A 21,959-nucleotide genomic window follows, 5' to 3' on the forward strand; every position below is an offset into this window, starting at 1 on the left:
GAATTACATTCCCGTATATTCCCTAAAGGAGTAAAAACATGCCGTGCCAAACATAAAAAACCATTAACATACTCATTCACAAGGGTTTTAAGTATGTTTTTAGCGTATCATTGGTCACCTTTTTGCAGTTATGTGATCACTAGACCTCATCACTATGAAAAACATCAACGCTAACGGAATCGACTATAACCTTTATACTGGGATCTTAAATGACTTATCATATACGCGCAAGACGGTAATCAATACCATCAACCAATACTCATTTTGTATTGCTGAAAGCGACCCGAATTTTAAAAAAGCATTACAGGAATCTGAGGTGTTACTGCCGGATGGCGAAGGAATCGTCATGGCAGAGCGTATTCTGACTGGTAAAAAGATAAAAAAGATATCTGGAGCCCAATTACATGATCATTTTTTAGCCACATTGGCAAAAAAGAAAGGAAAGTGTTTTTATCTGGGTTCTTCTCCGGCAACACTTGATAAAATTAAAGCTAATCTGGACAAAGAGTATCCTGAAATTCAGGCTGCGTTTTACTCGCCACCTTTTAAGACAGAATTTAGCGAGCAGGACAATAAAGATATGATAGATGCCATCAATGACTTTGCTCCTGATGTGTTATTTATAGGATTAACTGCCCCAAAACAGGAAAAATGGTCACATGACCATAAAGAAGCCATTAATGCAAAGGTTATTTGTGCCATCGGTGCCGTTTTCGACTTTTATGCTGGTACCGTAAAGCGTCCGAGCAGCACGATGATCAATCTGAAGCTGGAATGGCTGGGCAGACTGATCAGCGAACCAAAGAGAATGTGGCGCAGATATCTCTACTTCGGCCCTATCTATTTGTACCTCATCCTAAAGCACAAAATGAAGAATGGCGATCCTATCCCTGAAATGAAAGAGATGACGCTGAAAAATGAGTTCAAAGTCACGAAGGCATCATGAGGGGCCGGTATACCAATCTGTACAGGATAGTTTTTCTCCTGGCAGATCTGATCTCGCTCAACGTGATCTTTCTCCTGCTGCTTTCCAGGCTGGAAGATATGCCCTCGACGGACATGAAAAGTTATACGATCTTATATCTTGCCGCTAATGCGGTTTGGCTGGTATGGTCTTATGTGACGGCAACGTATATCATCTACAGTAATGTAAAACTAAAAGTGATTTCCATGCGAACCAGCTATTCGCTGGTTTTGTTCTGTATATCGGTTATACTTTTCGCAGCGCTGGTAAACTTCCGTTACGACTGGTTCTTTATCACCTGTCTGCTGGTTGGCTTCAGTACATTCATTCTGATCAGCCGTCTGTTACTGATTTCATATGTATTATACTCACGAAACAGCCGCTTTTATACCAATGTAGTGATTATCGGGTGTAATGAAATTTCACGTTCTCTGATCGGTATGATCTATAACAATAACCAGAATGTAAGAATACAGGGGTATTTTGATTACAATCCTAAAGATTTTAATCAGCAGGATTATCCCTTTCTTGGAGATATTAAAGATTGCCTTGATTTTGCGGTCAATAACCAGATTTCGGAAATCTATTGCACGCTATCACCAGAAAATTCGGCAGAACTTTATCAGATGGCAGAAGAAGCTGAAAAACATTTTATCAGGTTCCGGTTTGTGCCCGACTTGCGCAAATTTATCGACCGCAAGGTGCATGTCGATTTTATCGACCATATGCCTATTCTCTCTCTGCGTTCTGAGCCAATGGAATACCATACTGCTCAGGTGAAAAAACGCATCTTTGATGTGATTATGAGCCTGGCAATCTGTGTACTCCTTTTATCATGGCTGCTGCCGATACTGGCACTGATTATCAAACTCGACTCTCCGGGACCGGTATTTTTTACTCAGAAACGCAGTGGTAAGAATAACAAAGAGTTTTCCTGTCTGAAACTACGCAGCCTCAAGGCGCATAATAATGCAGATGGCGCAGTAGCACAAGTAACCAAAAACGATGACCGGACAACACGTGTGGGCAGATTCCTAAGGAAATCTAACCTCGATGAATTGCCTCAGTTCCTCAATGTACTCATGGGCCAGATGTCAATAGTAGGTTCCAGGCCGCACATGTTAAAGCATACCGTTGATTTCTCTACGATGGAAAATCAGTACATGGTGCGTCATCTGTCCAAACCAGGAGTAACGGGCTGGGCACAGATACACGGGCACCGCGGAGAAATCAAACAACCCGGTCAACTCAGACAGAGACTTGAGCATGATATCTGGTATATTGAAAACTGGAATATCTGGCTGGATATAAAAATTGTGATGATGACTATATACGTCACTTTCAAAGGCGATAAAAACGCTTACTGATATTCCCTTTACCTATGGACTAATCAGCACCTGGAGCAATATTGCGGTACAATTTCATCAATTGAACCGCGTTTGCTTCAGGTGAATATTGCCGGAGATATGACTGTCTGGCATTTTCACAAAATTCTTCCCTCAACGCCGCGGGCAGCCGATCAAAGTATTGTACTTTGCTGCTGAGGTCTTCGGGATCACCCGATTTGAAGCGCAATCCATTAACACCATCTTCCACCAGGTTTCTGATGTTGCCCAGATCTGACGCAATTACCGGAACGCCCCTCGAAAAAGCTTCGATCACGACCATTCCGAAGGTTTCATACCATACTGATGGAAAGATCAGCGCCGCAGCAGCTTCCAGCATCTCATAAACTTTCTCCTGGGGCTGAGCACCATGAAAATGAATGTTTGCATGATTGCGGCTATACTCTTTTACCATCTCTTCCAGCGGACCAGTACCGACGATATCCAGCTGATATCCTGAGGACGCAAATGCTTTCAGCAAAACAGGGAGGCCTTTCTCTTCTGTAAGCCTGCCTACATAGAGATAGGAAGATCCCAGACAGGGTGTTATAGTTTCCAAATCGTTTGAGGGCGCGAAACAGAAGTTGGGCTTCACTACAATACGATCCGCAAACTGCCCAAATTTAGAATGGCTGAATAATTGTCTGGAGTGTTCTCCAAGAACAAGAAATTGATTGATCTTACCCCATGTACCCAGACGTTCATGCAGATACATCGAAGCAGCAATCCAGAATGTGATCGCTTTTGAGTTTTGGTAGACCCCCTGTTTTACGGCCTGCCAGGCGAAACCAGGCTGCAGCGAATCCAGGAAAAAATCGTTATTGTGGTACAGAGATCCCGAAGGACACAACAAACGATAGTTGTGCAGCGTCATCACCATTGGTATGTGCAGCTTGTTAACAGCATACACTACCGAGGCAGAGCCGCTGAAATGCAGGTTATGGATATGCACCACATCCGGCTTAAATTCACGCAGTTTTTGTAAGGTTTTACGGTAGGAACTGTAATTGAATGGTACCTGTAAGAGTTTCAGCAACGTTGATCCGCTGTTGCTGAAACTGAGCTGCTCCACCTCCGTTCCGGCAGCGCGCAACAGCTCAATTTCATTGGCGACCACACTGTCCTCGCCCCCTTTTAGCTTGTAATACGTATGGACAACCAGTATCCTCATTAACCCGCTTTTTTAACCCTGTTGGTCACGCGGATAAATTCATTGATCAGCTTACGCGTAACCAGCGCCTTAAGTCCATAAGGTTTTTTGATTTGTGCCTGCAGTTCCGGAACAATATAATCGCCCTTGCAATAGGCAAACGTTCTCTTTACTCCCTTATCAATCGGCGTCACCAGGTAGTTGATACCATAAGTATTCGTTGATTCTTCATCAAACCCAATGTTACTCACCTTGGATAATGTAGGATAGATCACCTTCAGGCGGTTTTCCGCGACATGCGCCTGCAGTTGCACATCCCAGGTAGAAATTACCCCCGAGATCTGCTTCTTCAGCATACGTACCAGGTCGTAACCTTCAGCGTTCATGCGTTTTTTGAAGCCCGGTGAAGTATCCATCATATGCTGCAGCTGATCTTTATCCCAAATCACCGATTCAAAGCGGTCTGCCCAGCCTGCCCAGCCATAAGAGCAAAAGCGTTTGTAAACGATCGTATCATATGGATAAGTTTTTTCCTTCGTGATAGGGAAAACATAGGCCGTGATACAAAACACAGACTTGTCCTTACGATAGAAGTCGAGCCCATCCATCAGGTACTTGATATAGTTGGGTGCTACAACCAGGTCGTCTTCCACCACGATAAACTCATCGTAATTCTGACTCAGAAAAGTTAATCCTTCCTGAAAGTTTGGTCCCGTGCTGTAATTACGGTCGCGGTAGTGTTTAATCACATTTCTGAATCCCGTCAGCGAGTCGATATATGCACGCACTTCCAGTATCCCCTGCTTATCAGCTTCCTTTTTATAGCCGTCACTAAAGAACACGATATCCATTGAAGCACACTCCGGGTTTTTCAGCAATGCTTCTATACAGGTTTTAAGCTTGGCAGCCCTGTTATAACAAAATACCCCTATAATAATCGATCTTTCCATCCTTATATAATCTTTTACCTTATCTTTTGAATTTATCCCATATCACCGGGAATAGTGTTTTCATCCAGAGCTTAACGAAAGCCTCAGGCACATGCGTGGGAAAATGATGTCTGATAAAACCCATATATTCCTTGTAGGCCAGTCCTTTGGGACTCTTGAGGTAGCTTATCCTTTCTTTCAGTGTGGCTTTGCCACTTTTCCAGTTATTGCCATGGTCATCAATACAGCTGCCCAGTACGCCAGGCATCACCACGGCTTTGAAGCCCGCTTTTTTCGCCTTCATGGTGTAATCAAAATCTGCAATACTGTGCGTATAACGATCTGACAGGATACCTACCTGCTCCACGATCTCGCGTGGGACCAGCATAATGTTGGCATTGGCAAGATCACATTCTACATACTCCGTTTCGCTGTATGCCGTGTAGTTCTGTACTTTCTTCTGGTTGTACAAGAGTCTGCCACCGTAAGAGATCTCATTGTCGTGATCAATCGTACTCCCTATAGCAATCGCATTGGGCTCAGTGCCATACACATCGTAATAGCGCAGCAATTTAATAATCGCGTCTTTTTCCAGCAGCGTATCATCATTGAGCAACAGGTAGTAATCAGGATCAGCTTTTAGCGCCTCAGTCCAGGAATTGCGCATTCCCCCTGCCCAAAATAAACTGCCACTACCTTTAAAGATATTCACCTCCGGATATTTCTCTCTCAATGCATCCCTCGTACCGTCAGAAGAATTGTCATCCGTTAGAAAAACAGTGATTTCAACATTCTCGGGCAAAGCCTGCTCAAAGAGACTTTCGAGGCAGCTCAGCGTTTTCTCCCGCCGGTTAAAGGTGGCCAGTAATACAGCTATAGTCATAATGCAGCTTTTGGTAAAAATTTAATCTTCTTGGCCCTTTTTCTCAGCGCCCGGTAGTAACTCAGTACATAATATTCAAGACGCATACTCAATGTCAGGTATGGGATGCCCAGCGTAGTTTTTACTGTATCCAGGTATGCCTTATCTGAGAGAGCCATGCCATAATCGGCCGAGGTATTCACCAGCGTTTCATATAACCTTGCCAGTCCGTATGTTTTCTCTGAAGGCAGGTGCCAGATCGTTACCTCAGGATCTGTTTTCTCCACGTTGCGGTAAAACACAGGATTTGTCCAGATCCGTTTCAGCAGATCCGTTCGCGGACTTGCCTTGAAACCGTTTTTGTGATAGATATAACTCAGCGTTTGTGCTTCTTCGTTAAACTTCGGCAGCCCCTTCGTATGTCTGCGCATTAATTCCGGCCAAAGCTCCAGGAAGTCGCTGAAAATCGTATTGATATTTTTTACGCTCGCCAGGAAAAACTCACCGAGGTGGTAACCCGGGATCTCGTCCAGCACTACGCCCGATAAATCTTCATACAAATGCTTCATATCCACCCTGCTCAGTCCGTGGATCACCAGCTCAGTGCTGCAGGCATCTTCAAAAGAGATAAAGCCGTTGTTGGCTTCGGCCTCTGAGAACAACTCATCCGCAGCTTTTGTAAAAATGCAGTCAGAGTCTACAATCAGATACTTGTCCTCCGGGTTTTTATTATGGCCCACAATATACTCCAGGATAGAAAACTCATAGAACTGGTTCTGGAACAAGTTGAAATAACCCTTTGGGGTCTTGTATTTGAAGTCGGTAAAGATTACCTCCACACCCAGTTCATCCAGCATATGCTGCACACTTTTGCCATCCACCTCGGGTAATACGTTCACATTGGTAAAAAGCAGATGTTTCTGTGTTTTATTAAAACGTTTGCTGGTAGCATAGAACAAAACGAGACAGCGCCAGTAGATATTCTGATGTTTTTGTCCTGATGATTTCTCACCGGTTTGCGGGTAAATACTTTCTTCACCTTTTACATCCGCACATAGCCAGGTACATATATAATTCATAGTTCTGAGTTGATCTAGTTATGGTTTGATAATTCGTAGTCTTTAATTCTTCTTCTGTTTACCTGATGACGGGGATGCAGCTCTTCAAACTCCACCTCTTCTGCTTCCCCGGGCTCCTCACTTTCAGCTTCCGGCACACGCTCCAGATAGTACAGGCAAAGCCCTACATGACCCCAGAAAACGAATGGCAGCACATAACTGAACGAGAAGAGTAATCCTGCCAGCGAGAAGGCAATCAGGATGATAGATTCCTGGCTCAACCTTTTGCTGAAGGCTTTAAAGCCCAGGTAAACCAGGTAAAAATATTTAAGGATAAGGCCAAAAAAGCCATGGTAAAACAGCATCTCCATATAGCCCTCGTGGAAATGCTGACCCGATTTCTCCGGCCACCAGTCTACCAGTGGGTTTTTCATTTCAAAACCTTCAAAGGTCCATCCAAAGAAAGGCCTCTCCAGCACCATCGGGAAGTAGGTACGTCGCTGATCGTCGCGGAATTTACCCGTTCCATCCTCCCTTGCGGGGTCAAGAATCTCACTGAAGCGCTCGCCCATAAAGTCGAGGAAGCCCGGGAAAACCTGCGACACTACAAACACTGTCAGCGCCAGCAGGATGATCGCACCGATAACCGTTCTCACCAGTTTTGACATTCCCAGCAGGTTATTCCTGATACTCATCAGCAGGTAAACACCGAGAGAAAACAAGGCAGATGCCCAAACCGAGCGATGCTGATGGATCAGGATCACCACAAAGCAGAAGATAAAAATCCCCAGGTATTTCATTTTTCCCTGCTTCAGGAACTGATGCAGGTACCATAGCAGCGGCAGGATCATCATAAAGATCGAACGTGCATGGATAATCCTGCTGTCGCCCGAGAAAGGCCCATAGTCATCCATGGTCACCTGCTCGAGGCTAAAGGAGAAACCCCTTCCGTACACCACCATAAAGGCCACATACAGCACCAGGTAAAACTTGGCCAGAAACTCCAGCAGGTCCAGGTCCAGAGAGCGGCATACCGCCTTGATATAAATCACGTAACATATAGGAAAGAGCACACTGAACATCGTCAGCTGCTGAAAGACCGATCCGTAATTGATCATCGAGTCAAATACCAGCCGTACCAGCATAAAAGTCATAAGGCCAATGTAAATCTGCTCGTTCCTTTTCAGGTTACGGAAATTGTACAGTACAAAGCCAAAGATCGCAATGCTCAGCAGTTTCTCATACATCAGTACGATCACGGAAACAGGCATCACCATCCAGGAAAAAATATTCTCCATCAGCAGATAGGTGAAGAATACTACAAGGAGCTCCTTCACATAAAATTGATAGTTGAATATTTTTACTATGCGGTTCATGCGATCATTTTCTTTATTCTGCGGAATACTTTAGGAAAGATATGCGTCAGCTGAATTGTGCTCAGCAAGTTATTGAGCATGATCACCTTCAGGCTGTTGCGGTCGTCTTCCCAACGGATTGCTTTTTCGCCATTCAGGTACATACTTTGGAAGATATCCTCCTTTTCGGGAATGATCGCCCTGTAGATCTCTGCTTTTTTATCTACCAGCTCTTTGTTGATATATCCCAGGTGTTTCAGACGGAAGTTAGTCCCCTTCTTCAACCCTTTGATCCCCTTTACATTCGGTGAATCAATAATCAGATTCTGAAAATGTCCGTCGGGATGTTCACGCCACATAATGCGGTCATGACCTGAAGAATAGTTTAACCGGTACCATGAACCTGCAAAATGCTCACGGTCAATAAAATGGAACCTGCGGAAAGCAAACTTATTGATTATCTTGCTGCTCATGAGCTTATCAAAATGAGCACGCGTAAGTCCTGGTTCAAAGATCTCATCGATATCCAGCCAGAGGCACCAGTCAGGATTGCGTAAACGCGCACGTTCATACATCAGATTTTTATCCCTGCCCTCATTATAGCCTTCGGTACGCACAATATCCACCACCATCGGATGTGCCTTTAAGGCCTCGTAAGTGCCATCAGTAGATCCATTATCGAGCACTACGATTTCATCTGCAAGTTTCTCGAAACAGTCTAACCATTCTTTAACGAAGAACATTCCGTCCTTTACACGGAGCATAACTACTAATTTAGCCATAGATCTACTATTGGTTAATGATACTTTGTTTATTAAAATTTATCTTGAAAACCGATGATAACATCGATGTAACATCATTTCTCAGCGACTGATCCAATGCCAGGATCAACCCTGCAAAAAACACAGTAAAACTACCCCCATTGAGCAGGATTTTGATGATCAGCATTTCCGGTGGAACAACCGTATTATACAACAGCCCGAATCCCCAGCCACCCAATGCTGAAAGTGGAATGATCATCCCCCATAACATCAGCGAGCGGCTCATCAGCTTCATATTCAGGAAACCCAGCTTATAGAGCCTCACTGTGAAAAAGATAAAATCGATCAGGATATTCAGCGTCAGCATCGTGATCAGCAATCCGATCAGTCCGTAGGCTTTAGTCACGAAGTAATACAGCAAACCTGATACAATACCTTTCAGGATATTGATAAAGCTGTTCATCTTGATATCTCCCAGCGCATAGCCCATGTTGGCCATAAAATAACCCATCAGGTAGAACACAAAGTTTCCGATCAACAGGTATACCACCAGGTTTCCCGCATATTTACCTTCACCCGTCCATGCCGTGATCAGACTATGGTAGTTGAAGACGAAACACATGGCGATAAATATTGCCGCATAGGTATAGTATTTAAACTGAGTGTCGATCAGGTTTTTGATCCCTTCGGTTTCACCTTTACCATTTGCATGTGAAATGACCGGCATCAGGGCCACAGAGTGCCTGCCAATGAGCGACTGCGTCATCTGGATTGGCCTTTTGTTGATCTCAAAGACTGTGATCATTGCCGGGTTCACAAACCTGGCCAGCACAATCATATCCATACTTGCAGCAAATCCCCCGATAATCCGCGATACGGAGGTAAAGGAGAAGATTTTGATAAACTTTTTGAAATGACTGCCGCTAAAGATGATCTCCAACTTTTCCCTGTTGAGCACCCTTTTCAGCGCTGCGAAGTTAAATACATTGATATAGAGCGAGCGCACCAGATTGGATGCAGCAATAGAGATCACCCCGAAGCCCATATACAACAGAATGACATTCGTAATCAGGAACAATACGTTGGCTGTCAAAGAACCTATGGCCACAGGGGCAGAATTGTGCAGTCCCTGGTTCATGCCTGAAAGACTAAAAGAAACCAGCGACATGCCGGTGGCGATGATAGACACCAGCAAAGCCACCTGCAGTCCATCATATTTTGATACATCCTTATTGATGATGGTACCGATCAGAAAGTAAAATATAAAACCCGCAATCACTGATATGGCAAGGATACAGGCAGAAGCCGAAAAACCCGAGCCTATAGTCAGCCCAATCTCCCTGTCTGCACTTTCTCCGCGCAACTGGGCAATCTTTTGTTGCAGTACATCTCCTACTCCGGGATCAGCAAGCGTCATCCAGGCCAGGATATTTCCTGTGGCAAGCCACAAACCCAGTGTTGATGCATCAATTCTTTTCAGGTAAAGCGGCAGCAATATGACAGAATTTATGATGTTGGTGATCACATATCCATACTGAAAAACAAAGTTCCACTTTAATACTTTTTTGTTCATTATTTACCGCTGTCGATACTAATTCGTTTCTGATCATATGCACCCCCGTAAACCGTACCAGAGCCATAACCATATCCATAATTATTTTTGCCAAAGCCCCGTGGAGCTACAGCATTAAAGATAATTGCAGGATTGGGCAGGTTGTTGAGCTTAATATTTTCGTCGATACGTTCTACAAATGCCTTAGGAGTATAGGCATGACGCACCACATACAGTGTTGCATCACAATATTGTGCCAGAGTATAAGCGTCTGATACCGGTCCAACTGGCGGTACGTCTACAACAATATAGTCAAACTTTTCATCCAGGTAGTTCAGCAATGCCTCAGTTTTGCTGCTCAATATCAGCTCTGAAGGGTCATCAGGCAATGATCCGGTCAGCAGTAGTGACAGATTGCTGTTTTGCCCTGAAGGAATGATCGCCTCTTCTGCAGTGATCGAGCCCTGCAGGTATTCAGTAATCCCTACAGACTGCTTGATATTAAACTTACGGTGCAACGTTGGATTGTTCAGATCGAAATCCAAAAGAGCCACCTTTTTGCCTGTCATGGCCAATGTGATTGCCAGGTTGGACGCCACAAAACTTTTTCCTTCGCCCGAGATTGCCGAAGTCACCATTACGCGTTTATTCGTAGTGCTCACGCCAAGGTATCTTAATGTAGTACGCAAACTTCTGAATTGTTCGGCAATCAGCGTACGCTGCTGCCCTCCCATCACGATAGCGCGGTTGGCTTTATCTGTAGAGATCTCAGCGATCACCGGCAGAGCAGTTAACTTTTCGATATCACTCTGGAACATGATATTCCTGCGCATCCCTTCTTTAGCTGTTACGAAACCAAGACCAATGATTCCTGCACCAAAAAGTGCGGCCAGGTAAATCATTTTCCTTTTTGGGCTTACGGGAAATTCCGAAGATTCCGCATTGTTTACCACTTTACTTCCGGAACCATTAGAAATATAGGATAAAGCTGTTTCCTCTTTTTTCTGCAGCAGGAAAGTATAGATATTGCTTTTTATCTGCTGCTGTCTGCTGATATCTACCACTTTACGCTCCTTCTCAGGCATCGTCTGAAGTGCCGAAGAGTAATTGCTCGTAGTAGAAGACAGATTTTTACGGCTGGCCTCAAGGCTGGCGCGCTGGTTACGCAGGTTCTGAACAATCTGCGGTTTAATTTTATCAATCTGATCGATGTAAGATACATACATCGGGTTATTCTCTCCTGTAGTTTTTTTCAGACTTTCGGCATTCAGTTGCAGCTCATAAATGTTTTTCACCATCTGTGTTAGCCCGGGATCATTCACCCCCACTGTAGAAGGCACTACCCCATTGGACAGGTCATTTGAACGTACCGAGCGTTCTACCTGATCCAGCACAGACAACTGCATATTAATCTCACCAACCTTCTGATCGTTATTGCTTACATTTTCCAGGTACAATTTCCCTTGTGTACCAACATCCACGGCCCCTTGCACACTGCGGTAGTCCTGCAGGTTGCTTTCGATCGCAAGCAACTCACTCTGTACACCCGACAGTCGCTTGTTAATAAAGTCCATGGTATTTGCCGCCAGTTTATTCTGCTCATCAATTGCAGCATCATTGTAAACTTTCAGTACATCATTTAGAATGTCTTCAGCCCTTGCAGGATCTTCATCCATTAACGTCACACTCAGAATGGTAGAAAGTTTATTGGCTTCTGTAACCTTTATTCTTGAACCCAGGTTAGCAACAGCTTTCTTTTCCGGAATCAGAGAAAAAAAGAAATTCCCATTACTGTGCAGGTTTTTGTTTTTTGTGTTCATCATAAACATCAGCGCACCATAGGGTGTATTTACCCAGGTGTTGAGCGGATATTTCTTTCCATCGATAGTGACAGCCGATTGTGCGAAGGTAAATTCTACAGGATCAGAAGACTTAATCGATTTAGGGTCTTTGGCAACAATTTGTACCGGAGAATTTTGGTAGGCGATCTCTTTGGAGAGAGCAGTTTTAGTATACACCGGAGCATACAGGGAAAGGTTCTCCACTACCTTGTACAGAATAGGATTTGACATGATCATCTCACGCTCATTGTCGATGGTCTTTTTTGGAGCTGTGATCTGCATCGGAGCGTCCGACTTCAGTTCGTCGGCACCCTTCTTTTCATTTATCATGATACGTGCCGATGCTTCATAGAGCGGGGCGGTCATTTTCAAATACACCCAGGAACAGCCAATGGCTACGGCAAACAAAATGGCGAACATTGGCCAGTATGGCAATAACTTGAAAAGCATGTTTCCTCCCTGCTCTGTTGTCCCCTGTTGCGGCTCTGAAGTTTTTCTGATCAATTTCATCCTTCTTAGATTAAATAACGGGCATCCTTACTTATCGCGCAATGCGGTCAATAATGATTGCACCAAATGAGAGTGCGCTTAATATAATAGGCAACAGTTGTGATGTCCTTGTAGACCCTGCAACTTTTGCTTTGTTTGTTTCAACGTATACGATATCATTTGATTTCAGGTAATAGTACTCTGATTCAAAGATTTCGCTGGAGTTGAGGTTGATTCTTTTGATTTTTTTAACGCCATCTTCTTCCCTGATGATCATCACATTGTCTTTCCTTCCGTAAATTGTGATATCACCGGCAAGGCCGAGGGCTTCCAGCAGGGAGATTTTCTCACTTGGTACGTTTACAACAGATGGACGTGAAACCTCACCAAGTACAGAGACTTTGAAATTCAGCTGGCGTACAATGACAATTGGGTCTACCAACAGTTTTCTGTTAACCAGTTCATTGGTAATTTTTAAACGAAGTTCATTGGTAGTAAGACCAGCGATTTTCAGATCACCTAAAACCGGGAACTGGATTATCCCCTGCTCGTTTACCAGATATCCAGGAGAGGTCAGGTTGATCCCACCCAAACCGGTACTGCTCACATAGGAATTGTTTGGTTTGTTAAATATTTCTGTCGCTGCAGGATTTAAACTTGTAACTGCAATACTCAGCAGGTCGTTGGCCTGAATCACGTTTTTGGAAGGAAGATTTGCAGATTTCAGGATAGCATCCTGCTGATCGTTAAAGTAAACTGTCTTTTTAGAAGTTGAGCAAGAACTCAGTAACATTTGAGAGCAGATAATCACTAAAAGTGAGAGCGCCGTTCCGCGAGCGCTAATTTTGATTCCTTTGAACATCGGTAGAATTAGTTTATGCAACTACCCATGCCATAATCAGGCCTTTTTTCGCCGGTTCAAAAATTATGCTATTCTCGGCCAATACTCTGCTGGGTGATTAAAAAAACGCATATTTTTTAAGAATAATGCGTTTAACGGCATTCAGGACGGCATATTCCTAAAAGATGTTTTTCTCCGAAGAAAATCTTCGGAAGTAATTCCCCCGATTGAGCAATTTTGAGAAAATTGATAAACTATCAGCACAGGAAAAAAAATAACTACAATGAACGAATATTCCTGAAAGGAATAAAGTTTAAGCCCGTATTCCGGAAATTAGATCTTTTTGCAAAAAAAACTCAATACCGTGGTTGTAGCATTTACTGTACGGGACTACCTAATTGAGCAAAATACAACACATAGTAAGGCTTTTACACTTTATCAGCTACAGGTGTACTCTCCGTTGTACGTAAAAAGCCAAAATTTATACGCAGCAATACTTTAACGATAATCAGTGTGAAAAGGTACACAAAGATGAATTTAACAATGAACCAGCCAATAAATACCGGAGTATGCAGACTGTAGGTATTAATACCGAATTTGGAAAGGATCTTTAACAGGAAAACCAGTACAGCCAAAGGAAACATGTGGTAGAGGTAGATGCCGAAGGTTTCACTGCGGGGCTTCAGCCATTTCGACACCAAAGGTTTTTGAAACACACGCATCATCGTGATAAAAGCAAGTACAGAATAAAACTGATTGCTGATGCGTAAAATGCTGAGCGGTTCCTTAAAACCATTACGCCACATGGCTACAGACTCCAGTGAACAAAGAATATACATCAGCACCAGACCCGCAACCAGCGTGGCTACACTGATCTTTTGGAAATACCTTGCTAGATTGGCCCTTGCGATATAGTAACCGAGCCACAGGTAGAGAATAAACGCAAACAGCGCGTGTACGTGCGACTGCGCATTCGACGAATAAGCAAAATACCAGCTATGCCCCATCGTGATACTCAACAGTAACAAGCCAAAATACTTATGATCAAGAAACCTGCGGCAGGAGATAATAACGAGCAGCGACAGCCAGTAGCTTGGAAGAAACCACAAAGCAGAATTAAGGAACATATCTATGATATACTCACCCACAGTAAGGTCGCCAGCCATCTGCAGGACATATGTTTTAAATGCAAAGAGCAAAACAACACCGCTAAAAGCAACAATGTAAGGCAGAAAGGTAGCGTAAAACCTCCTGAGGAAATATTCTAGTGGCGGTTCCCGGTGGATCTTGCCTGCCAGCAGGAAACCAGAGATCATAAAAAAACAAATGACACCAAATTTAAAAAAGTCCATCAGGAACAGGTAGGCAGGTACATTGTCAAGCATGAAATAGTTCTCAGCACCGGCAAATCCCGGCGTGTGTGCCCAAATAATACCGACCATACTGATCATTCTGATCCAGTCTACAAAAGCATAGTTGTTTTTTCTGAGCAGAGCCGGTTCAAAAGATGGCGCTACTGATAAATTCTCCGGCTGAATAGCACCTGTGTTTCCCTGCATGTATAAAAAAAGATAAAAATCAGGCCAGAACAGCTCATGTAAAAGCATTGATACCTTAAAATATATTCAAATACTTAAAACAATTATGCGGTAAAACGTTTATATTGTTATACTCCAGCGAAAACAAATGAAAAAAGCGTATATAATTCTGGCACACAAGAATTTAGATCATCTCCTGCGACTGGTTGACCGATTGGATGACGGCAACTCCTGGTTTTATATACATGTCGACCTCAAGACCAAACTACCTGGCAACTATTCCGTATTAGCCAAACGTAAACAGGTAACATTGATTAAGCGCATTGCAACCTCATGGGGTGGCTTTAGCCTCGCCCAGGTTACCTTGAATGCACTATATGAAGTAAAAAGTAGTGGTATCGACTTTAAAGCAATCAGTTTACTGAGCGGACAGGATTACCCGATCAAAAGCAACGCAGAGATCGATCAATTCCTGGAAAATTCAGAATATGGAGTTTTTATGGATTACTTTACCCTCCCTAATTACCGAAGGTGGGAATCCGGTGGCACCTATCGCTATCAAAAGTATTTTTTTGGTATAGACAGGATATCATTGGTATGTTCTCAGATGATGAATCTGTTATCTACTTATATTCCTGCTTTTGCAAGGAAACTGCCTCCAAACCTGGTTCCTTATTGCGGATCACAATGGTGGACGATCGATATGTATGCGCTGGATTATATTATTGAGTTTATCAGAAAGCACCCCGACTATGTAGAGTTTCATAAGTTCACTTTTGCACCTGATGAACTATTCTTCCAGATCATCCTTTTAAACTCTCAAGATAAACAGCTTAAACAAAGAATATGCAAGGATAACCTCCGCTACATCAAGTGGGAAAACCTGGAAAATGCACACCCTGAGGTATTAACGCCCCGGGATTTGACTGATCTTGGACGGGCCAATTCGCTTTTTGCCAGGAAATTTGAAGGAATAGCAGATGAAACCATCCTGGATCTGATTGATGAACAACTGTTAAACAAAACCAATTTCAGCGCCAGGCAATAGAGATGAGAAAAAATTCAGGCCGGGCCCATTGGGCCGGCCTTTTTTATTTTTTGGTAATAATCACCTGCGGCAGTATTGACGGATCCAGGTTTGCACCCCATTGATTCGCATCCCAGCCCTCAGGTTTTAAACTGTTTGGCGATAGCCATGCGTTATTCTGATAATTGTCCTTATTATAATATCTGACCTTGTTATTGGTAACCTTCAGATCTGAGGTTTTAAAGCCGCCAATGTCATTCACATAAAGGCCCACATTAGTGAACGACTGCTGCTTCCCATAAATAGAATTGTTGATGATGGTATTGTGGTGACCGCCTGAAACGGCCATACCAAACTGGCCCGGGTCAACGAGAATGTTCTCAGAAGCATAAAGATAAGCACCGCCCTGATCTCCGAGCATGATTCCACCGCCGCTGGCGCTAGGGCCACCACCACGGATCCAGTTACCCTTAATATTGATCGGACTGCTGGCTGTACCTTCACTCTGGTACAAACTTATGGCATCTTCAGCAAAGCTCTGTCCGATGATATTTTCGCCCCTGTTGTTGCTGATTGAGCTGCTGGCGCCTTTCACATTATTAAACTGCACAAACTGACCACGCGGAAAGGGGCCCTGCATATTCAGGAACTGGTTATTGTTGACCACAATGCCACCTTTAGTATGATCGGCATAAACCCCTGTACTAACTTTGGTGAAGAAATTGTTTTCTATCGTGATGTTTTCACAATTGTATAAGTAAATACCAACATTGGTACCATTTGATAATTTGTTTCCAGTAATTTTGATATTATAACAATTGGTCAGCTTGATCAATGGTGCCGAACCTCCGCTTATTGCTTTACCGTTAATAGTAATATCATGCTGCCCGTATAAATCGATCACGCTGGAATTGGTATAAGCGGGATCTGCAGCCTCGGTAGCTGTATAAGCTGCGAGCCTGCTGCCGGGAATCGGAGATTCTATAACACCACCCGGCAACATCCACTGCACTGCCATGTTTGCTCCGCCTCCACCCTGTTTGTGCAATACTTCTATATAGTATTGCTGCCCTGCCTGAAGGGTAACAGGCTTCGATTTCTGCGAAGCAAACTTTGTCCATTCCTTGCTGCTGCTCCAGCTGAGGGTATAGGCAATTTTGACTTTATTGGATGGCTGGGCATCTGTGGACAACCACACCTCGCCAGCATCATCGGCAGAGATCCAGAAGGTATAACTGCCTGTGGTGGGCGCTACAATATACCCGCGGATCCGTTCTCCATAGTTCTCCCCGGAATTGACGGGCACCTGCAACGCAGTAAGGGGAGTGATCGTTGAAGGGGTGGTTTGCAAGGGGATCTGGGCAACGTCGTTACCAGGGTTGTTATTCCACAACTCTCTGATCACACTTCCGGTCACCAGATTCTGAACCGAGGCAGTGTTGCTTACCGCCATCACTCCTGGTGAGGTCTGCAATTCATTGGTAGGAATGTCTTTATGACAGGAAATCAAAAGTGGACTGATCACAATGGTCGCCAACAAAAAGCTGTACTGAAGTTTCTGAAAGGTTACAAGAGGTATATGCATAAGACAAGATTTGTGAGTAAAGATGACCATTACTCTGATTAACGCCAAAATAAGCACCTAACCTCTTGTACGACACAGAATTGCAAACTTTGTTTTAGATTTCTAAAATACAACTTCAGAGAATGAAAACGCAGAATATCCGCTACTGATAACCCGTCAGACGGGATATTTTCTCATGTAGCATCTTGGGCTGAAATGGTTTTTCCAGGAAATCATTTACTCCTGCGTCCAAAGCTTCTTTTTTCTCATGCTCGATTACTGAGGCTGAGAAAGAAATGATCGGGATCCTGTTGATATGTGCAGGCATTTCACGCCTGATTTTCTGCGTTGCCTCTATCCCGTTCATCACCGGCATATGTGTATCCATCAGAACCAGATCGTAGTTTTTAAGTTTCAGTTTGTAAAGTGCCTCCAGCCCATTCTCAGCTACATCCACTTTCACATTCCAGTTCTGCAACATCTTAACGGCAACAAACTGGTTGATCTTGTTATCTTCTACCAACAGCACAGTCACATTGTGAAAATCCTGTAAGATATGATGAGAGATCTTCTGGTGTGTAATATCTACCGGAATAGCTTCATCGCTGAGTTCAAATGATCCTGTAAAAGAAAAAGTTGTACCCTGACAGAGCACACTGTCTACTTCGATTTTGCCGTTCATTAATTCTACCAGCCGCTTAACGATGGACAAGCCCAGTCCGGTACCTCCAAACTTCTGCCAGGTTTTGTCCTCCAGCTGCTCAAAACGCTGAAAGATCTGATGTATAGCGCTTTCAGGAATTCCAGGCCCCGTATCCTTCACCTTAAATTGTAGCTCCACATTTGACACTGTGCTTTCAGTGGCGCTCAATGACAAATCAATCCGGCCCTCCTGAGTAAATTTTATCGCGTTGTTGATCAGGTTCATCAAAATCTGCTTCACTCGCAAAGGATCTGCCTTAATCATTGGCGGCAGCTCTCCTATAATGGTATAGCCAAGCACCAAACCTTTTTCCTGTGCCAGGGGACGCATGGCATCGGCTACTGTAATAAAAAGTTCAGTGATATCCGTAGGTTCTGGTTTCAGTATAATCTTTCCGGCATCAATCTGAAAGCTCTCCAAAATATCGTTTACGATGCCCAGCAATGCCGTAGATGAAAAATCCATCAGCTCCATCATTTTAAGCTGTATAGGATTGAGCCCCGAAGTCTTGAGCAGATTGGCGATCCCTACAATCGCATTTAGCGGAGTGCGGATCTCATGACTCATATTGGCGAGAAAATTCTCTTTGATAATCTTTCCTCTTTTTGCCTCTTCCACAGCGAGATAAAGATCGCTCTGAAAATATTCCAGCTCTTTATTCTTTTGCTCAATGTCCCTGCGGTAATGTACCATGGTCAGCAAAGAATTCACTTTAGCTGTCATGATATGCATATCCAGCGGCTTAAAAAGATAGTCTACTGCACCATTGCTCAGCCCATGAAAAACCTCGTCATTGCTCATAGAATAACCAGTCATCAGAATCACCACAATATTTTCAGTCAGAGGGTTTCCCTTTAGCTGGTTCAGCAGATCAAACCCAGACATGACAGGCATCTTTACATCAATCAAAGCGATGGAGATTTCTGAAGAAATACATAAATCCAAAACTTCTGTAGGGTCATCAGAGGTGAGAATGTTTACACCCGGACGTTCAAGAACTGCTTTAATGACTTCAAGATTGTCTACACTGTCATCTACAATGATAATATTAACAGGTTTCAGAGTGGAGAGCATAATCGTTTTAGGAATTTATATCAGGTTTAGGTTTCAGTTCGCCAGCTGTGATCCGGCAACATTGTATAACAGGATTATGCGTAAATAAATCAGGCTAATTTCTAAGTGACAAACATCATACCATTACAACTTACATGAGACAGGCTCTGCAGATTTAGATAAAGAGCTCTTTTACATCTATATATAGTGTGCAGTTTTCAGTCCTTGCAGTCATGCAGTACCGTCCAATAATCCATACGAAAGAAATAGAGTATTCCATCCGGTATAATGTTTAGGTTTCAGTCGTAATATACTCCACTAAATCCTGGCAATAAAATGCCTTTAATGATCAATAAAAGCACACAAAACACAAATAAGTGTATTTTCACGATAGGCAGGCATAATGATTTTTCAAACCGAAACGTATTCCAGCCAAATGTGTATTGGCGAAGTTATTGTGACAACATGGATTTAATACATCAAGGCGAAAACCTATTCTATGAATTTACGATATCCTTCCTTTCTGCTGATACTATCACTCCTGTTTACTTTCAACAGCGCGAATGCACAGAATCAGGCAACTCCCGCAGCCGATAGCTCAAGCACCATTCCGGATACGCTCCTGTTTAAGATTCAGACGGCACAGTCTACCGTTAATCAGATTGATGCTGTGAATGAAAAGACTGCTGATGTGAAACGCATCAGAAAAGAGTTCAGTTCGCTGAATGGGGATCTCGACCCCGTAAAAACTGATCTGCAGGATACAGCCAGTACCATCGATAAAAAAAGTCTGCAGAGTTATGAGCTGCTGCTAAAAGATGCGCAGAACAAATTACAGAAATGGCAGGAAGACCTCAGTAAACGCAATGCGGAACTACAGAAATGGTCAAAACAGATCATCACCCTCAGCGATGATTCACTGATGACGGTTAGTGCGGATGATACTACTGCACGTGCATTATACAGCGGTCAGGTTTCTGCACTGCGACTGCGTTTACAACGTTCCGGTGCAGAAGTAAATCTCAGACTGGATACTGTCAGCCGCTTGCTGGCAGATGTAGCGGCAGCCAATGCTTTAGTAACCGATCTGCAGAACAATACTACAGAACGATTACGAAATACGGGTATGAATGAAGTACGCCGCGAGTCACCGTATATCTGGTCGGCCCCCTCCACAAGTCTCGAAAGCAGCATCGGCGAACTGCTGCGCACTACTTATCAGGGACAAAATAAAATCCTTGCGTACTTTATCCGCTCTACCTGGGATAACAGGACGCTGCTGTTGCTCACAGGACTCATTTTCTTTTTATGGATACGGAAGAACTTTCAGAAGGCTTCGGATCCGGCAGCACATAAGCTGATCGGAGATCTCAGTTATGAGCATATCAGACCAGTGCCGATATTTGTAACATTGGTGATGATGCTGCTGGTAGTACCGCTGTTTGAGCCCGATGCGCCATCGTTCTACATAGAAATGATCCAGTTTGTGCTGCTGGTCATCCTGTCGCTCCGTTTCTGGACACGATTGGATAAGCCCGATCTGAGGCTCTGGTTTGTAGCAGTGGGTCTCCATATCGTCATCGTATCGGCAAGTGCAATGATCAATGACGCCCTTTGGATGCGACTTGTGCTGATGCTGATCAATGTAGGATCGGTATATTATGGAATAATCGCATACCGCAGATACAGGGAGGCTACGCTGACCACCAGATTCGTTAGAATGGTAGCCTTTATTTATCTCGGCTTTAATATCATGGCAGTTCTGTTCAATGTTTTTGGACGTATTACTCTTGCTAAAGTTTTCAGTATTACTGCTATTATCGGCCTGACGCAAACAATCGGACTGCTCATTTTTGTGCAGATCTGCATGGAAGCGATGGACTTGCAGATGAAGGTCAGCTCCTGCTCACAGGGGATCTTCTCCAGGATTAATACGGGCAAAGCCAGTATGAGCTTCAGAAAGTTCTTCACCTGGTTATCAATTGCGCTGTGGTGGATCGTATTCCTCGTTAACCTGGGCATTGCCAATGGACTGCTAGACTTGCTTTCGGTGGTTCTGGCAAAGGGCAGAGTATTTGGAAGTATCAAGTTCTCTTTTGGTAATATTCTCTTTTTCGCACTGATTGTATATGTGACGAACGTGCTGCAGAAGTACATCGGACTGCTTTTTGGCGACAGCAAGATGAAGTTTGAAGAAAAGGTGGAACACAAGAGTTCCAAGCTTGCGCTGATCCGTCTGATTATTATCTTACTGGGCGTATTGATGGCCATGGCAGCTTCAGGGGTTCCGATGGATAAACTGACGGTGGTACTTGGGGCATTTGGTGTGGGTATTGGTCTGGGGATGCAGAACATCATCAATAACTTTGTATCGGGGATCATCCTGATTTTTGAAAAGCCTTTCCGTATCGGGGATTATGTGGAGCTGGCAGATAAAAAAGGTAAAGTGCAGGACATTGGTATCCGCTCCAGCCGCATGCTGACGGCACAGGGTTCTGATGTGATTATTCCCAATGGGGATCTGTTGTCCGGGCGACTGGTCAACTGGACGCTGACGAATGATTATATCAAGACAGAACTGACCTTCAAGATTACTACCCTGGATAACCTGGATATCGTATCAAAAATCGTTGAGGAGGAGTTACTTAAGCTAAAAACCAGTACCGTGGGCAAGCTGAAGCCTGAGATATTAGTCAATGCCATTGGCGCCGACAGTATTGAACTGAAAGTGCTAGTATGGATCAATAATATTTATATCGAAGCCGGATTCAAAAGTGATCTGTTCAAGCTGTTGCTGCCACGATTTAATGAAGCGGGGATCAAGTTATTGTAATCATTTTTTTATCTGAAGCCTGACGTACATTAATGATAGGATAATCATAAGTTA

General features: G+C 43.7%; 16 protein-coding genes. 4 read left to right on the forward strand and 12 right to left on the reverse strand.

Features of this window, described 5'->3' with window-relative positions:
• Positions 1-154: 154 nt before the first annotated feature.
• Complete coding sequence (locus tag OQY15_RS04130) at positions 155-946, forward strand: WecB/TagA/CpsF family glycosyltransferase (RefSeq protein WP_265788086.1); 792 nt, start codon at positions 155-157, stop codon at positions 944-946.
• The gene (locus OQY15_RS04135; protein WP_265788088.1) at positions 943-2,331 is read left to right on the forward strand and encodes an exopolysaccharide biosynthesis polyprenyl glycosylphosphotransferase; all 1,389 of its coding nucleotides are present in this window, start codon (positions 943-945) and stop codon (positions 2,329-2,331) included. The genes OQY15_RS04130 and OQY15_RS04135 overlap by 4 nt, the downstream gene beginning before the upstream one ends.
• Positions 2,332-2,350: 19 nt before the next feature.
• Here the strand turns inward: OQY15_RS04135 and OQY15_RS04140 are convergent, their stop codons facing one another.
• The 10 genes from OQY15_RS04140 to OQY15_RS04185 all read right to left on the reverse strand — a co-directional run bounded on the left by OQY15_RS04140 (position 2,351) and on the right by OQY15_RS04185 (position 14,746).
• Positions 2,351-3,520, reverse strand: coding sequence for a glycosyltransferase (locus tag OQY15_RS04140; protein WP_265788094.1), 1,170 nt, complete (start codon positions 3,518-3,520; stop codon positions 2,351-2,353).
• Positions 3,520-4,449: a glycosyltransferase gene (locus tag OQY15_RS04145; RefSeq protein WP_265788096.1), complete on the reverse strand. Its 930-nt coding sequence runs from the start codon at positions 4,447-4,449 to the stop codon at positions 3,520-3,522. The genes OQY15_RS04140 and OQY15_RS04145 overlap by 1 nt, the downstream gene beginning before the upstream one ends.
• A 19-nt stretch (positions 4,450-4,468) precedes the next feature.
• Positions 4,469-5,311, reverse strand: coding sequence for a glycosyltransferase family 2 protein (locus OQY15_RS04150; RefSeq protein ID WP_265788098.1), 843 nt, complete (start codon positions 5,309-5,311; stop codon positions 4,469-4,471).
• Positions 5,308-6,369 carry a hypothetical protein gene (locus OQY15_RS04155; protein WP_265788100.1) on the reverse strand — a complete coding sequence of 354 codons (1,062 nt, stop codon included), beginning with the start codon at positions 6,367-6,369 and terminating at the stop codon, positions 5,308-5,310. The genes OQY15_RS04150 and OQY15_RS04155 overlap by 4 nt, the downstream gene beginning before the upstream one ends.
• Positions 6,370-6,383: 14 nt before the next feature.
• Positions 6,384-7,724, reverse strand: a complete 1,341-nt coding sequence (locus tag OQY15_RS04160) for an O-antigen ligase family protein (RefSeq protein WP_265788102.1) — start codon at positions 7,722-7,724, stop codon at positions 6,384-6,386.
• The gene (locus OQY15_RS04165) at positions 7,721-8,485 is read right to left on the reverse strand and encodes a glycosyltransferase family 2 protein (protein ID WP_265788104.1); all 765 of its coding nucleotides are present in this window, start codon (positions 8,483-8,485) and stop codon (positions 7,721-7,723) included. The genes OQY15_RS04160 and OQY15_RS04165 overlap by 4 nt, the downstream gene beginning before the upstream one ends.
• Positions 8,486-8,492: 7 nt before the next feature.
• Positions 8,493-10,037, reverse strand: a complete 1,545-nt coding sequence (locus OQY15_RS04170; protein ID WP_265788106.1) for an MATE family efflux transporter — start codon at positions 10,035-10,037, stop codon at positions 8,493-8,495.
• Complete coding sequence (locus OQY15_RS04175) at positions 10,037-12,367, reverse strand: tyrosine-protein kinase family protein (RefSeq protein ID WP_265788108.1); 2,331 nt, start codon at positions 12,365-12,367, stop codon at positions 10,037-10,039. The genes OQY15_RS04170 and OQY15_RS04175 overlap by 1 nt, the downstream gene beginning before the upstream one ends.
• A 31-nt stretch (positions 12,368-12,398) precedes the next feature.
• The gene (locus OQY15_RS04180; RefSeq protein WP_265788110.1) at positions 12,399-13,139 is read right to left on the reverse strand and encodes a polysaccharide biosynthesis/export family protein; all 741 of its coding nucleotides are present in this window, start codon (positions 13,137-13,139) and stop codon (positions 12,399-12,401) included.
• 476 nt (positions 13,140-13,615) lie between these two features.
• A complete protein-coding gene (locus OQY15_RS04185; protein WP_265788113.1) occupies positions 13,616-14,746 on the reverse strand; it encodes an acyltransferase in 1,131 nt (376 codons plus the stop codon).
• 127 nt (positions 14,747-14,873) lie between these two features.
• Between OQY15_RS04185 and OQY15_RS04190 the strand changes: the two genes are divergently transcribed.
• On the forward strand, positions 14,874-15,773 hold the full coding sequence (locus OQY15_RS04190) for a beta-1,6-N-acetylglucosaminyltransferase (protein WP_265788115.1): 900 nt from the start codon (positions 14,874-14,876) through the stop codon (positions 15,771-15,773).
• A gap of 43 nt (positions 15,774-15,816) precedes the next feature.
• Here the strand turns inward: OQY15_RS04190 and OQY15_RS04195 are convergent, their stop codons facing one another.
• Both OQY15_RS04195 and OQY15_RS04200 read right to left on the reverse strand, forming a co-directional pair.
• Positions 15,817-17,337, reverse strand: a complete 1,521-nt coding sequence (locus tag OQY15_RS04195) for a right-handed parallel beta-helix repeat-containing protein (RefSeq protein ID WP_265788117.1) — start codon at positions 17,335-17,337, stop codon at positions 15,817-15,819.
• Between the two features lie 142 nt (positions 17,338-17,479).
• A complete protein-coding gene (locus OQY15_RS04200; RefSeq protein WP_265788119.1) occupies positions 17,480-19,093 on the reverse strand; it encodes a response regulator in 1,614 nt (537 codons plus the stop codon).
• A 478-nt stretch (positions 19,094-19,571) separates the two neighbouring features.
• On the opposite strand from OQY15_RS04200, the gene OQY15_RS04205 reads away from it, so the two are divergent.
• A complete protein-coding gene (locus OQY15_RS04205; RefSeq protein ID WP_265788121.1) occupies positions 19,572-21,905 on the forward strand; it encodes a mechanosensitive ion channel domain-containing protein in 2,334 nt (777 codons plus the stop codon).
• The last annotated feature ends 54 nt before the right edge of the window (positions 21,906-21,959 follow it).

This window comes from Pedobacter sp. MC2016-15 (assembly GCF_026239695.1).
Lineage (GTDB): Bacteria > Bacteroidota > Bacteroidia > Sphingobacteriales > Sphingobacteriaceae > Pedobacter.